Raw genomic sequence first — 13604 nt, 5'->3', positions numbered from 1 at the left:
CGCCGGAAATAAATATCCCGCCTCTTTATACCTACCACTTAGCGGAACGTCTCAACCGCCCTTGACAAGACATCAACTCATCGGCATGATTCGCGGCCTATTTTGTTTGCTATTTCCTAAAAAGTCTTTCGAGGAGCTCGACGGTGGCCAACACACCTTCCGCCAAAAAACGTGCAAAACAGGCTGAGAAGCGTCGCAGCCACAACGCCAGCCTGCGTTCCATGGTTCGTACCTACATCAAGAATGTAGTTAAAGCCATCGACGCAAAAGACGCTGAAAAAGCTCAAGCTGCTTACGTTCTGGCCGTGCCAGTTATCGACCGTATGGCCGATAAAGGCATCATCCACAAGAACAAGGCTGCTCGTCATAAGAGCCGCCTGAACGGTCACGTCAAGGCTCTGAACCTTGCTGTTGCCGCATAAGCGATAAGCTTGTTAAAAAACCGACCCTAGGGTCGGTTTTTTATTGCCTGCGATTCAGTAAATCCAGCGCAAAAAAAATGGGAAGGGGCAGCCCCTTCCCACACCTTTGATCTTCTTTAGATCACTGAGCCTGCGCCCACGGCAAAATCGGAATCGCCGTCACCGCATTCTGCGGACTACCCTCGATCACACGATCGCTATAGACCAGGTACACCAGCGTATTGCGCTTCTTGTCGAGGAATCGCACCACCTGCATGGTCTTGAATACCAACGACGTGCGCTCCTTGAACACCTCGTCGCCATCCTTCAACTCGCCTTTGAAGCTGATCGGCCCGACCTGACGACAAGCGATAGACGCTTCTGCGCGATCTTCAGCCAACCCCAAACTACCCTTTACGCCACCCGTCTTGGCCCGCGACAGGTAGCAGGTCACACCCTCAACCTTTGGATCATCAAACGCTTCGACGACGATGCGGTCGTTCGGACCGACAAACTTGAACACCGTCGACACCTGACCAATCTCCTCGGCCGAGGCCAGCAGCGGCATCGCCAACAGCAGACCCAACAATCCTTTTGCCACGCGCATTCAGGTATTCCTTCAGACCAGGATCAGGTTATCGCGGTGAACCAGTTCCGGCTCCGCCATGTAACCCAACAGACCGACAATCGCCTCAGACGACTGACCGATGATTTTTTGTGCTTCCAGCGCGCTGTAATTGGCCAGGCCCCGGGCGATTTCACGACCGTCCGGCGCCACGCAAACCACCATCTCACCACGACGGAAGCTGCCCTGGACCAGCTTGACACCCACAGGCAGCAAACTTTTGTTGCCTTTGGACAGCGCCGTCACCGCACCGGCATCCAGCACAAGCGTGCCGCGGGTTTGCAGGTGCCCGGCCAGCCATTGCTTGCGCGCTGCCAACAAGCCGCGCTCAGGCGACAGCAAAGTGCCGATGCGCTCGCCCGCCTTGAGGCGATCCAGCACACGGTCAATACGCCCGCCAACGATGATGGTATGCGCACCGGAACGAGCCGCCAGCCGCGCAGCACGCAATTTGGTCTGCATGCCGCCACGACCCAGCGCACCACCCGTACCGCCCGCCACCGCATCCAGCGCCGGATCATCGGCGCGCGCTTCGTAAATCAGGTTGGCGTCAGGGTTGTTGCGCGGATCGGCGTCGAACATGCCATCGCGATCGGTAAGGATTACCAGCAAGTCAGCTTCGACCAGGTTGGCCACCAGCGCCGCGAGCGTGTCGTTGTCACCGAAACGAATTTCATCAGTGACCACGGTGTCGTTTTCGTTGATCACCGGAATAACGTTCAACTCAACCAACGCGCGCAAGGTGCTACGGGCGTTCAGGTAGCGCTTGCGGTCGGACAAGTCGTCGTGGGTCAGGAGAATCTGTGCGGTATGCCGGCCATGCTCGGCAAAGCTCGACTCCCAGGCCTGCACCAACCCCATCTGACCGATGGCGGCAGCAGCTTGCAACTCGTGCATCGCACTGGGTCGTACGGTCCAGCCCAAGCGGCTCATGCCGGCCGCCACTGCCCCGGAGGACACCAGCACCAACTCGACGCCAGCCTCATGCAAAGCCACCATTTGCTCGACCCAAACACCCATTGCCGCGCGATCGAGGCCCTTGCCGTCCGCCGTCAGCAAAGCGCTGCCGATCTTCACGACCCAACGCTGCGCACCTGTCACCTTGCTCCGCATCATCTTCAACCTTAGCTTGAGGACAGCGCGACCTGGCACTGCCCGTAACGTTATTCGTGGTTATTCGTGACCAACTACCGATTTCCAGATACCAAAACGCCGCTCGATTGAGCGGCGTTTAAGTTTACTGCAACGAATCAGTCACGCACGTAAATGATTTCCGGACCGTCTTCGTCATCCACATCTTCTTCGTCCCAATCATCGTCGCCGATGTCGTGGACCGACTTCACGCCGCTACGGCGCAGGGCACGCTGGTCATCCAGGGCTTGCAACTGAGCACGGGCTTCGTCTTCGATGCGCTGATCGAGTTCGGCCAATTCTTCTTTGTAAACCGGGTCGTTAGCCAGGCGATCAGCGCGGTCTTCCATGTAACGCATGATGTCGTGGCAAAGACGCTCGGTGCCCAGCTTGGAGATGGCCGAGATCACGTAGACCGGACCGGTCCATTCCAGGCGATCAACGATTTCCTTGACGCGAGCATCGTGCTCTTCCTCAAGGATCTGGTCGCACTTGTTCAGCACCAACCAACGATCACGCTCAGCCAGGGACGGGCTGAACTTGGTCAGCTCGCTGACGATCACTTCCGCAGCATCCGGGGCGCTGGCGTCATCGAGCGGCGCCATGTCCACGAGGTGCAACAGCAGACGCGTACGCGACAAGTGCTTGAGGAAACGAATCCCCAGGCCCGCGCCATCGGAAGCACCTTCGATCAGACCCGGAATGTCCGCGACCACGAAGCTTTTCCAGCGATCGACACTGACCACACCCAGGTTCGGCACCAGCGTGGTGAACGGGTAGTCGGCGACTTTCGGCTTGGCGGCCGACACCGAACGAATGAAGGTACTTTTGCCAGCGTTCGGCAAGCCCAGCAGGCCGACATCAGCCAACACCTTCATTTCCAGCTTCAGATCACGCGCCTCACCCGGCTTGCCCGGAGTGGTCTGACGCGGAGCACGGTTGGTACTGGACTTGAATCGGGTGTTACCCAGACCGTGCCAGCCGCCGTGAGCCACCAGCAGTTTCTGGCCAGCCTTGGTCAGGTCGCCAATCACTTCCTGAGTCGCGGAGTCGATAACCGTAGTGCCGACCGGAACACGCAGGACCAGCTCCTCACCTTTCTTGCCGGTGCAGTCGGTGCTGCCGCCGTTGGAACCACGCTCGGCATCAAAGTGCCGGGTGTAACGGTAATCCACCAAAGTGTTGAGGTTTTCGTCGGCGATCATGTAGACCGAGCCGCCATCACCACCGTCACCGCCGTTCGGGCCGCCGTTTTCAATGAATTTTTCGCGACGGAAGCTCATGCAACCGTTGCCGCCGTCGCCGGCCTTTACTCGAATAGATACTTCATCAACAAACTTCATAACAAAACGCCTCTCGTCATACGGACGAGCCGAAAAACACTAAGACATAAGACTCTTGCAAAAATGAGCGTAGCGACCTCAAGCAACTACCGCAATTCCAGCTGCTTTCGCCCATCACAAACAGCTTTGCAAGAGACTCACCCCACAAACGAAAAAGCCCCGTCGCGAGACAGGGCTTTTCCAGCAACTACGTAATTATGCCGCGACGACTTCAGTCTTCGGGACAATGCTTACGTAACGGCGGTTGAAAGCGCCTTTTACTTCAAACTTGATCACGCCGTCGATTTTAGCGAACAGAGTGTGATCTTTACCCATGCCAACACCGTAACCGGCGTGGAATTGGGTGCCGCGCTGACGCACGATGATGTTGCCCGGAATGATAACCTGGCCGCCATACATCTTCACGCCAAGGCGTTTGGCTTCTGAGTCGCGACCGTTACGGGTACTACCACCAGCTTTTTTGTGTGCCATGAGTCAATTCTCCTAGTGAGGAATTAGGCTGAAATTAAGCCTGAATACCGGTGATTTTGATCTCGGTGTACCACTGGCGGTGGCCCATACGCTTCATGTGGTGCTTACGACGACGGAACTTGATGATGCGGACTTTATCGTGACGACCTTGGGAGATCACTTCAGCCACAACGGTAGCGCCGGCAACAACTGGAGCGCCGATGTTCACGTCATCGCCATTGGCGACCAACAGAACGCGATCAAAAGTAACGGATTCGCCGGTAGCGATTTCCAGTTTTTCGATCTTCAGGTATTCACCTGGGGCGACCTTGTATTGCTTGCCACCAGTAACAATTACTGCGTACGACATGGTATTTCTCCGATAATCCTGCTCACCCAGCTCTTTATAAGAAGAGGTATTGGCTGGCATGGCTGCATTGGGCTGGAAGGCCTGTTTGCAATTGCGTAAGGCAGGTGCTGCCCAGGAAGTTCAGGGTGCGCGATTGTACGCAAGCTGCCGGGGCGATGCAAGAGGCCGTCCATCGTACCTTGACACCCGCCGACGTGGGTCCTAGCATGCCGCGCAACCCTTCTGGAGCAACTGTCGCTGATGCAACCCCAAGCTTTCTACCGCGCGGTGGCGGACGATTTTAGCGCCGTCGACGGCATCATCAAGAAGCAACTGACTTCCCGAGTGCCGTTGGTATCGAAAATCGGCGATTACATTACCTCGGCTGGCGGTAAACGCCTGCGCCCTCTATTAGTGTTGCTGTGTGGCAAGGCTCTGGGTCGCGAAGGCGATGACCTGCGCCTGCTGGCCGCGACCATCGAGTTCCTGCACACCGCCACCTTGCTGCATGACGACGTGGTCGACATGTCCGGCATGCGCCGTGGCCGCTCGACGGCCAACGCCATGTGGGGCAACGCCCCTAGCGTGCTGGTGGGCGACTTCCTGTATTCGCGGTCCTTCGAAATGATGGTCGAACTGGGCTCCATGCCGGTGATGAAAATCCTTTCGCAAGCCACGCGCATCATCGCCGAAGGCGAAGTGTTGCAGCTGTCCAAGGTTCGTGACGCCAGCACCACTGAAGAAACCTACATGGAAGTCATCCGCGGCAAGACCGCGATGCTCTTCGAAGCCTCGACACACAGTGCTGCAGCGCTCTGCGAAGCGACATCGGAACAGTCAGAAGCCCTGCGTACATTCGGCGATCATCTGGGCGTGGCGTTCCAATTGGTCGACGACCTGCTGGATTACAAAGGCGACGCCGAAACCCTGGGCAAGAACGTCGGTGACGATCTGGCTGAAGGCAAACCGACCCTGCCGCTGATCTACACCATGCGCGAAGGCACGCCGGAGCAGGCTGCACTGGTGCGCAAGGCGATCCAGAAAGGCGGTATCGAAGACCTGGAAAGCATCCGCGAAGCCGTGGAAGCGTCTGGTTCGCTGGATTACACCGCGAAACTGGCCCGTGACTACGTGGCCCGCGCGATCAAGTGCCTCGACGCGCTGCCCGCCAGCGAATACCGCGATGCTCTGGTCGAATTGAGCGAATTTGCGGTCGCCCGTACGCACTAACACGCCCCCTGTAGGAGCAGAGCTTGCTCGCGAAGGCGATCTACCAGTCGACACCCATCTGACTGATAGATCGCCTTCGCGGGCAAGTCGGGACGCCGCACCGCTCGCTCCTACAAATCATGCGTCGCCCCTCGCCCGCCTAAAACCCTATATAATGTGCGACTTTTAGCGGTCCTCAATCCAAGGAGCTTTAGTGAGCACGTTGCCACCCTGCCCAAAATGCAATTCCGAATACACCTACGAAGACGGCGCCCAACTGATCTGCCCTGAGTGCGCCCACGAGTGGTCCGCCAGCGGCGAAGCCGAAGCAGTGTCCGATGACACCGTGAAAAAGGATTCGGTCGGCAACGTCCTGCAGGACGGCGACACCATCACCGTGATCAAGGATCTCAAGGTCAAAGGCACGTCGCTGGTGGTCAAGGTCGGCACCAAGGTCAAGAACATCCGCCTGTGCGATGGCGATCATGACATCGACTGCAAGATCGACGGCATCGGCCCGATGAAGCTCAAATCCGAGTTTGTCAGAAAAGTCTGAGCCTGCTGTATTCCATCCCGCGTCCTGCGTGGGAGGGTGCTTCACCCTCCCCCGCTTCGCCCAACAATCCCTCGCAATAGCCAAACGCCAGCCGTTTTGACCTTATGCAACCTTTACCCTTAAAAAAGCACAAACCGCCAATAGGTCCTTGCTATTTGATGAATAAGAATTATTCTCATTGAACCCTTCAATGGAGATGAGACCCATGACTTATTTGATCGACGCCTGGCTGGACCGCCCACACCCTTACCTCAGGATCCTGCATCGGGAAACCGGGGAAGTCTGTGCGGTGCTTGAAGAAGAAGCCTTGAACGAGCTGCAGGATCAGGGTGATCTGGACGTCAACGGCTTAAGTTCCAGCGAGCCGGTGGTGCTCAAGGAACTGGTGCGTAATCTGTTTCTGTTCTGCTATGCCCGGGCATTGCGCCCGACGAGCGAACTGCACCACAAGATCGAAATATGAAAATCAGCGCAAAAAACTGTGGGAGCTAGCCTGCTGGCGATTGCGATCTGACAGCCAACATTGCTGCTGACTGACACGCCGCTATCGCGAGCAGGCTCGCTCCCACATTAGCCCGATGTGATATCGGGGTCTTACAGAACGTCGAGCAGTTCGACGTCGAATACCAGTACGCTGTGCGGCGGAATGCTGCCAACGCCTTGAGCGCCGTAAGCCAGTTCGCTCGGCACGTACAGGCGCCATTTGCTGCCGGCGTTCATCAGTTGCAGGGCTTCGGTCCAGCCAGCGATCACGCCGCCAACCGGGAATTCTGCAGGTTGACCACGATCGTAGGAGCTGTCGAACACAGTGCCGTCGATCAGAGTGCCGTGGTAGTGGGTGCGCACTTGATCTTCACGGGTTGGCTTGGCGCCTTCACCTTGAGTCAGCACTTCGAATTGCAGGCCGGAAGCCAGGGTGGTGATGCCGTCACGCTTGGCGTTTTCAGCCAGGAATGCCAGGCCTTCGCCAGCAGCGGCTTCAGCTTTGGCAGCCGCTTCAGCTTGCATGATTTCGCGAATGACCTTGAAGCTCGCGGACATTTCTTCCTGACCCACACGGCTTTCCTTGCCGGCGAAAGCGTCGGTCAGACCTGCCAGGATTGCGTCCAGGCTAACGCCCGGTGGCGGGTTGTCGCGCAGTTGGTCGCCCAGCTGACGGCCAATACCGTAGCTGACGCGGGTTTCGTCGGTGGACAGATTTACTTCGGACATGACACTGCTCCGCTGTGCGGACGGCCCTGGAACTTGCCGTGCGTACACAGCGCGCCCCGGAGCGCCCGGAACCAAAAGGGCCAGCAGACTAGCACAGATGCCATTGTGTGATGAGGGGCGTCAGTGTTGACACCCGATCGGGACCTTCAGACTCTCTTCGGTGCTCCCCCCCAACCCGCACATTTCATCATGAACCGAGGTGTGCACAAGGTTGAATGGCAAGTTGGGGAAGGAATGAAGCAATTCACGCGCATGCTCGATCGATCGCAGATGAAACGTCTGGCCGTGGGTATCACTCAGCGGATACGCCGCGCCGTGCATCCGTGCTTCCAGCAGGTAGATCCCGCCTTCCATCGAGATCAGGTTGAGCTCATCGATCTTCCCGGCGATGGCATAGGCATTCAACTCTTGCAGGTTCATGAACACACCTCACACAGTGGCGAGCCAAGATCCTTACAGGCATAAGCCTCGGCGCATCAAAGTACAAGCCACAAACGACACCGCCCGTCTGTTTACCACCCGACTGTAGGAGCAAAGCTTGCTCGCGATGACATCACCGCGGTTACCTACAAACCGCAGTGATGCCATCGCGAGCAAGCTTTGCTCCCACAGGGGTTGTGCGAATCAGTGCTTGGTCAGCTTATCCAGATAACCCATGGCAAACGCCGAAATCACGAAGGTCATGTGGATGATCACGTACCACTTCAAATGCTCGGGATCGATGTTCTTGGCGTCCATGAAAACCCGCAGCAGGTGGATGGACGAAATCGCCACGATGGAAGCGGCCACCTTCATCTTCAATGAAGAGGAATCCATGGTGCCCAACCAGTTGAGCTTCTCCTTGCCTTCGTCGATATCCAGTTGGGAAACGAAGTTCTCGTACCCGGAGATCATCACCATCACCAGCAGGCCGCCCACCAGCGCCATGTCGATCAGCGACAGCAGCACCAAAATCAGATCCGACTCTGCCATCGAGAACACGTTAGGGATGACGTGGAAGACTTCCTGGAAGAATTTCAGCGCCAGGGCCAGCAGCCCGAGGGACAGACCGAAGTAGATCGGCGCCAGCAGCCAGCGGCTGGCGTACATTGCATTTTCGATAAAGCGTTCCATTGACTCTCACACGTGGGGTTGAAAATGGCTGCGAGTATACCAGCCGCCTGTCTGTACCCAGAAGCAGCCAGAAACCGTCGGGAAATCCGCAACCTGCGTGTGTGTGACAAGGTTTTTCTGCTAGTGTCCAAAGCATCAAAAGCTCAGCGACATCGGACAGGAAGACGGGAAATGGATGTGCGATTGCCTTTAACGAGCGCCGGCATTTGCCTGGCTTTGCTGATGAGCGCCTGCTCACCCAGCGATGAGAAGCGCCAGGTCAGCCTCGAGGAAAAGACTGCACAGTTCGAGAAGTCCCTGGATGCGATTCAGGACCCAAAACTCAAGGATGCCGTGGCTGAACTCGGCGGCTCACTGTTGTTGCTCGAGCGTGCGCAACTCAAGCTCGACAGCAAACCGGTGGAAACAGAATATGGCGAAGACGCCCTCGCCGTCCTCAAGCACTATCCGACGCCCCAGGCTTTGGTCGACACGTACATCAACGGTCTGTTCGTGCTGCACAAGGATTCCAGTTCCGACTATCTGACCGATCTGCAACCGGTGTTCCCCTTCAACTTCAACATCCCGATCGCGTTTCTCTTCCCCCATAGTCTTGAATGGCAATCGGTGACTTTGAGCAACAAACGCGTCATCCCGTTTCAGCCGGAATGGTCAGAAACCGATCCTGGAATTCAACTGAGCCCATCGAGCTCAAACCTGACCAACCCCGACGACCTGACGGTGACCTACCCCTTCATCGATGGCCTGGGGGTCGAAAACATGAACCAGCCACAACCGGTGAGCCTGCAAGGCAAGGTGGAAGTGATCGCGCCAGGCCGGCTCTACAGCTTCGACCTGACGAAAAAAGATGTCGGCCAGACTCGCATCAACGACAACCTCAGCGTCACCCTGCTGAACCTTGCAAACAACTACGCCGAAATCGAGTTCAACAACAGCGCGCCACCCGCCCCCGAAGTCGGCGAAACACCGCTGAACCCGCTGATCGTCCAGGCCAAGGACAGCACCGGGCAATTTCTCTCGCGCGCAGGCTCGATCAACGAAAACGCCGCACAAATAGCCTTCTATCAAAAGCAACTGGCGAAAATGCAACAGCAGAAAGCCTGGAGCGAGAGTTTCGAAAAACAGTTCGAGGAAGAGCAGCGCGCCTTCGAGAAGCAACAGAGCCACCATTATTCCAAGGTGTACTTCAACGGGCCGATCGAAACGCTTGAGGTCAGCGTACTGGACTTTTCAACCGCCACGGTGACCCGCAAAGACCTGAACTTGCCAGTCCGTCGCTTCGACCCACACACCACGGAAAAAACCATCCAGCCACTGACGTTGCCGGTGGTGGTGTATGACGACCAGGCCCCGGCATGGCTCAAAGGCGCAACGCTTGGCGAGGGACAACTGAAAAAGACAGTCCGCATCAGTCAGTCGGTCGAAGACCCCAGTGCCGCGCGTATCGAGTTCGATCACCTGAAAAGCTTCAATGATGAACTGCTCGGCACCTCCTTCAACCCTGGTGAAAGCCCGGTCAGCTTCTTTACCGAGGACGGTAACGGCAAACGCGATGAGCCGATCGAATTGCCGCCAGAGGCTTACCAGGTCGACCCCCTGCGCGGCACCATCACCTACGACTTGAACCTGTTTCCAGAAACCCCGGCTTACGCGGTGGGCTCCATGCCGCTGTTTCTCGCCACCGTCGAAAAGAAAACCATCGACGCCCACCAGTTGCCCAAAGGGCTGGTACTCAAAGGCAATGCGCTGGTGGTTGATCTGAAGCAGTTTCCCGCCCAGGACTGGCGTTTCTTCGCCAAGGACGACAGCGGCAATTATCTGAAGGAGATTGTTTCGGTCAGCCACGATGCGAGCGCAGAAGGCCCGGCATTATTGGGGGTGCATTACTTCTACGGGCAGCCAACCCGTCTGGAAACCTATCAACGAACCGACCTCTCCACCGTGCAATATGGCTTCGAGGTCAAACTCGACAAGGCGGACACGTCCAACCTTGTTCAATAGCCTGTTCAGTGCTCGGGCCGAAACTCGAAACCTCCAGGGTTGCGGCAGCGGCCACCATTGATTTCCCGCAGCTGAGCTTGCAGGTGCAGGCACCAGATTTGCGGATCATCGGCCAGCTCATAGCCGTGCAGGGTGAGACTTTCAACGATGGTGTCGAGGATCGACTCAGCCACAAAGGGACCATGGAACGGGCCCTGGGCTTTGATGGCAGAAGGTTGTTCGCCGGCCATTCCAGCGGCGAAGAGTAAGGTCCACATGCCCGTATCCCCCGCCAATGGGCGGATGGCACACTCGATACGGGTCACAAGGCCCAGGCATTGACGGGTGAGGCAGAGGTTGCGCGACATGGCGGCGACCCTCGGTAGATCCGGTGTTCAGCCCCCACGGGAGGGCTGTCTCGATCCAGTGATTACTGTCGATATCCTTGACCTGAGAATAGAAGAAAAGTCTGACTAGCACGTCAAGTGAGACCAGAAGGCGCCGAATGGTCACTGTGTGAATATTGACGCCAGACTGATGGCACTTTTTCGGAGTGCACCGGATACAAATGTGGGAGCGAGCCTGCTCGCGAAAGCAGTGTGTCTGGCGACATTGATGTCAACTGACACTCCCTCTTCGCGAGCAAGCTCGCTCCCACAGTGGATCTATGTGATCCTCAAATTGTTTCTGTATCAGGCAGGCTTGGTTTCCACCAAGGCTTCCTGCGCCATCTCTTTCTCGGCTTCCTTGAGGTCTTCTTCGCTGATCATTTCTGCGATGACCCGCAAGCGCTCCACCACCCGCGCGTTAACGCTGCCTTCAGGGAACTGGCCATCGGCGTCCGGCGCACCGGCCGGCTCGCCGACCAACAGGCTCAGGGCTTCATCAGCCTGGCGCACAGCGTAGACGTGGAACTGCCCCGCGCGCACCGCCGTCAGCACTTTCTCGTCGAGCATCAGCGTGGCAACGTTGGCGTGGGGAATGATTGCGCCCTGCTCCCCGGTCAACCCGCGGGCTTCGCAGAGCCGGAAGAAGCCTTCGATCTTCTCGTTGACCCCACCCACCGCCTGCACTTCACCGAACTGGTTGATCGAACCGGTGATCGCAAAACACTGCTTGAGCGGGGTTTTCGACAGCGCCGAAATCAGCGTGCAAGCCTCGCCCAACGATGCACTATCACCATCGACGTAACCGTAGGACTGCTCCAGGGCGATACTCGCGGAAATCGCCAGCGGGAATTCCTGGGCGTATCGGCTGCCCAGATACCCCGTGAGGATCATCACGCCTTTGGAGTGAATCGGCTGACCGAGGTTGACCTCGCGCTCGATGTCGACGATGCCGCTACCGCCCGGATAAACCGTGGCGGAAATCCGCGCCGGCACACCGAATGCCGAGTCGCCGACCTCCAGCACTGTCAGCCCGTTGCATTTGCCCACCGCCGCGCCGTCCGTGTCGATCAGGATGATCCCGGCCAGCATGTCATCGAGAATCCGCGCCGAGACGCGCCCGGTACGCGTGGCCTTGGCCTTGAGCGCACGTTCGATGTGCCCGGCGTCGGTCATTTCGTCACTGGCCAGTTGGCGAATGAAATCCGCCTCGCTGACCAACTGGAACAGATCACCGATCCGCGCCGACAAACGCCCCTGGTGCTCAGCCAGGCGAGCACTGTAAGTCGCCAGACGCGCCACCGCATCAGCGGTCAATGGCGCCATGCCTTCCTCGGAGGTGCGGGTCTTGAGCAACTGGGCGAACTGCTCCAGGCTTTCGTCGACCATCGGGATGTCTTCGTCGAAGTCCACCAGGACGCGGAACATCTCCTGGAAGTCCGGATCGAGGTCCTGCAGCGTGTAGTAGAGCTGCCTGGCGCCGATGATGACGACTTTGACCTGCAACGGAATGTGTTGCGGTGTCAGGGTCACCGTGGCGAAACGGCCCATCTCGCCCAGCGGCGATTCCATTTTCAACTTGCGCGATTGCAGCGCGCGTTTGAGCGCATCCCACACGAACGGCTCGCTGAGCATTTTTTCCGCTTCAAGAATCAGGAAGCCGCCGTTGGCGCGGTGCAGCGCACCCGGACGCAACTGTCGATACGTGGTGTAGAGCGCGCCCTGATCGGTGGTGTACTCAATGCGGCCGAACAGGTTTTCGTAAGTCGGGTGCGGCTCAAAGACCACTGGCGCACCGCCGCTGAATGGATGACCGACCACCAGGCTCGGCGCGTATTGCTCTTCCAGCAGCTTGCGGGCGATGGCGTCTGCCTTGCTGTCGTCCACCAGTTGCTCGACCACGGTCTTGAGCAGATACACCTGCATCGCTTGCAGGTAACCGCAAACACCGGCGTTTTCCGCGTACTTTTCCGACAGCGGCGCGAGCAAGGGTTGCAAGGCCAGGGTGATGGTTTCTTCGTTGAGCTGGCGCAGTTGATTGCTCGACTCACGCTTCCATTGCGGCAGGCTGGCGAGCTCTTCGTTCAGCCGCTCTTCCAGCCACGAAATATCCTCGTGAAAACGCTCGCGATCGACTTCCGGCAACTGGGCAAATTCGGCTTCGTCCACAGCCTTGCCTTCGCTCATCGGCGTGAAGGCGATATTGGTGCTGTCGCGGTACAGCGCAACGTCCTTCTCCAGCGCCAGGCGCTCGATCACATCCAGCGCCTTGTCGTAACGCTGGTTGAAGGCGCGGTCGATGGCGCTTTTCTTCTGCTGGTAGGACGGGTGCTCGAACACGGCCGGAAAAGTCGCCAGCAGGTTGTCGATCAAACCGTTGATGGCATCGATAAAGGCGCCGGCGGTGCCCGACGGCAACTCCAGTGCACGAGGTTCGCGAGGATCCTCGAAATTGTTGACGTAGACCCAGTCCGCCGGGGTCTGCAGGCGTTTGCCTTCGGCTTTCAGGTAGCGTTTGACGAACGAAAACCGGCCGGTGCCGGGCTCGCCCATGACGAAGACGTTGTAACCGGGGCGTGGCATTGCCACACCGAACTGCAAGGCTTCGACCGCACGTTCCTGGCCAAGCACACCGCGGAAGGGCTCCAAATCATTGGTGGTAGAGAAGCTGAACTGTTCAGCGGAAAACGGACGGGTCAGCGCTTCGGGCGCTAGACGCAAGCTGGCAGCAACAGGATCAGGCATCGGGCTTCCTTACATCAGGCGGGGCAGATAGCGGCATTCTGGCGCTGCCCATACCTCACTTGCAAGGCGCGCCTCTAGCCAAAGTTCAGACAAAGCGTCAGCCC

The 13604-nt window shown here is 57.8% G+C and carries 15 protein-coding genes; 5 read left to right on the top strand and 10 right to left on the bottom strand.

Annotated elements, in window-relative coordinates:
* Positions 1-143: 143 nt before the first annotated feature.
* The gene (rpsT, locus tag ACYZUA_RS06620) at positions 144-422 is read left to right on the top strand and encodes a 30S ribosomal protein S20 (RefSeq protein WP_008154937.1); all 279 of its coding nucleotides are present in this window, start codon (positions 144-146) and stop codon (positions 420-422) included.
* 121 nt (positions 423-543) lie between these two features.
* Here rpsT and ACYZUA_RS06615 read toward each other — a convergent pair whose 3' ends face one another.
* The 5 genes from ACYZUA_RS06615 to rplU form a co-directional block, all read right to left on the bottom strand.
* Positions 544-1008 (bottom strand): CreA family protein, encoded by a 465-nt coding sequence (locus tag ACYZUA_RS06615; protein WP_309676989.1) that lies wholly within the window; start codon positions 1006-1008, stop codon positions 544-546.
* Between the two features lie 12 nt (positions 1009-1020).
* Positions 1021-2139 carry a glutamate 5-kinase gene (proB, locus tag ACYZUA_RS06610; protein ID WP_461963898.1) on the bottom strand — a complete coding sequence of 373 codons (1119 nt, stop codon included), beginning with the start codon at positions 2137-2139 and terminating at the stop codon, positions 1021-1023.
* Positions 2140-2276: 137 nt separating this feature from the next.
* Positions 2277-3500, bottom strand: a complete 1224-nt coding sequence (gene cgtA, locus ACYZUA_RS06605; protein ID WP_010467530.1) for an Obg family GTPase CgtA — start codon at positions 3498-3500, stop codon at positions 2277-2279.
* Between the two features lie 195 nt (positions 3501-3695).
* Positions 3696-3971, bottom strand: coding sequence for a 50S ribosomal protein L27 (rpmA, locus tag ACYZUA_RS06600; protein WP_003215862.1), 276 nt, complete (start codon positions 3969-3971; stop codon positions 3696-3698).
* 34 nt (positions 3972-4005) lie between these two features.
* Complete coding sequence (gene rplU / locus ACYZUA_RS06595) at positions 4006-4320, bottom strand: 50S ribosomal protein L21 (protein WP_003176051.1); 315 nt, start codon at positions 4318-4320, stop codon at positions 4006-4008.
* A gap of 240 nt (positions 4321-4560) precedes the next feature.
* Here rplU and ACYZUA_RS06590 point away from each other — a divergent pair, with 240 nt between their 5' ends.
* From ACYZUA_RS06590 to ACYZUA_RS06580, 3 genes are all read left to right on the top strand, one after another.
* Positions 4561-5529: a polyprenyl synthetase family protein gene (locus ACYZUA_RS06590; RefSeq protein WP_461962469.1), complete on the top strand. Its 969-nt coding sequence runs from the start codon at positions 4561-4563 to the stop codon at positions 5527-5529.
* A 193-nt stretch (positions 5530-5722) separates the two neighbouring features.
* Entirely contained in the window at positions 5723-6064 is a 342-nt protein-coding gene (locus ACYZUA_RS06585; RefSeq protein WP_008154270.1) for a zinc ribbon domain-containing protein YjdM, read from the top strand.
* A 205-nt stretch (positions 6065-6269) separates the two neighbouring features.
* Entirely contained in the window at positions 6270-6527 is a 258-nt protein-coding gene (locus tag ACYZUA_RS06580; RefSeq protein ID WP_008154268.1) for a PA4570 family protein, read from the top strand.
* A gap of 131 nt (positions 6528-6658) precedes the next feature.
* Here the strand turns inward: ACYZUA_RS06580 and ACYZUA_RS06575 are convergent, their stop codons facing one another.
* The 3 genes from ACYZUA_RS06575 to ACYZUA_RS06565 form a co-directional block, all read right to left on the bottom strand.
* Positions 6659-7276 carry an FKBP-type peptidyl-prolyl cis-trans isomerase gene (locus ACYZUA_RS06575; protein WP_046048787.1) on the bottom strand — a complete coding sequence of 206 codons (618 nt, stop codon included), beginning with the start codon at positions 7274-7276 and terminating at the stop codon, positions 6659-6661.
* A gap of 120 nt (positions 7277-7396) precedes the next feature.
* Positions 7397-7696, bottom strand: coding sequence for a DUF6482 family protein (locus tag ACYZUA_RS06570; RefSeq protein WP_461962468.1), 300 nt, complete (start codon positions 7694-7696; stop codon positions 7397-7399).
* Positions 7697-7900: 204 nt separating this feature from the next.
* On the bottom strand, positions 7901-8389 hold the full coding sequence (locus ACYZUA_RS06565; RefSeq protein WP_282381060.1) for a TIGR00645 family protein: 489 nt from the start codon (positions 8387-8389) through the stop codon (positions 7901-7903).
* Positions 8390-8560: 171 nt separating this feature from the next.
* Between ACYZUA_RS06565 and ACYZUA_RS06560 the strand changes: the two genes are divergently transcribed.
* Complete coding sequence (locus tag ACYZUA_RS06560) at positions 8561-10390, top strand: hypothetical protein (RefSeq protein WP_461962467.1); 1830 nt, start codon at positions 8561-8563, stop codon at positions 10388-10390.
* Positions 10391-10395: 5 nt separating this feature from the next.
* On the opposite strand, the gene ACYZUA_RS06555 is transcribed toward ACYZUA_RS06560, so the two are convergent.
* Together ACYZUA_RS06555 and ACYZUA_RS06550 are read right to left on the bottom strand one after the other, a co-directional pair.
* Positions 10396-10737: a PA4575 family protein gene (locus tag ACYZUA_RS06555; protein WP_046048783.1), complete on the bottom strand. Its 342-nt coding sequence runs from the start codon at positions 10735-10737 to the stop codon at positions 10396-10398.
* A gap of 324 nt (positions 10738-11061) precedes the next feature.
* Positions 11062-13500 (bottom strand): Lon protease family protein, encoded by a 2439-nt coding sequence (locus ACYZUA_RS06550; protein WP_461962466.1) that lies wholly within the window; start codon positions 13498-13500, stop codon positions 11062-11064.
* Between the last annotated feature and the right edge of the window lie 104 nt (positions 13501-13604).

The sequence above is a fragment of the Pseudomonas sp. LS2P72 genome (genome assembly GCF_054897865.1).
The sequence above is the reverse complement of the archived record's forward strand: the minus strand, read 5'-3'. Positions and strand labels throughout refer to the sequence as shown.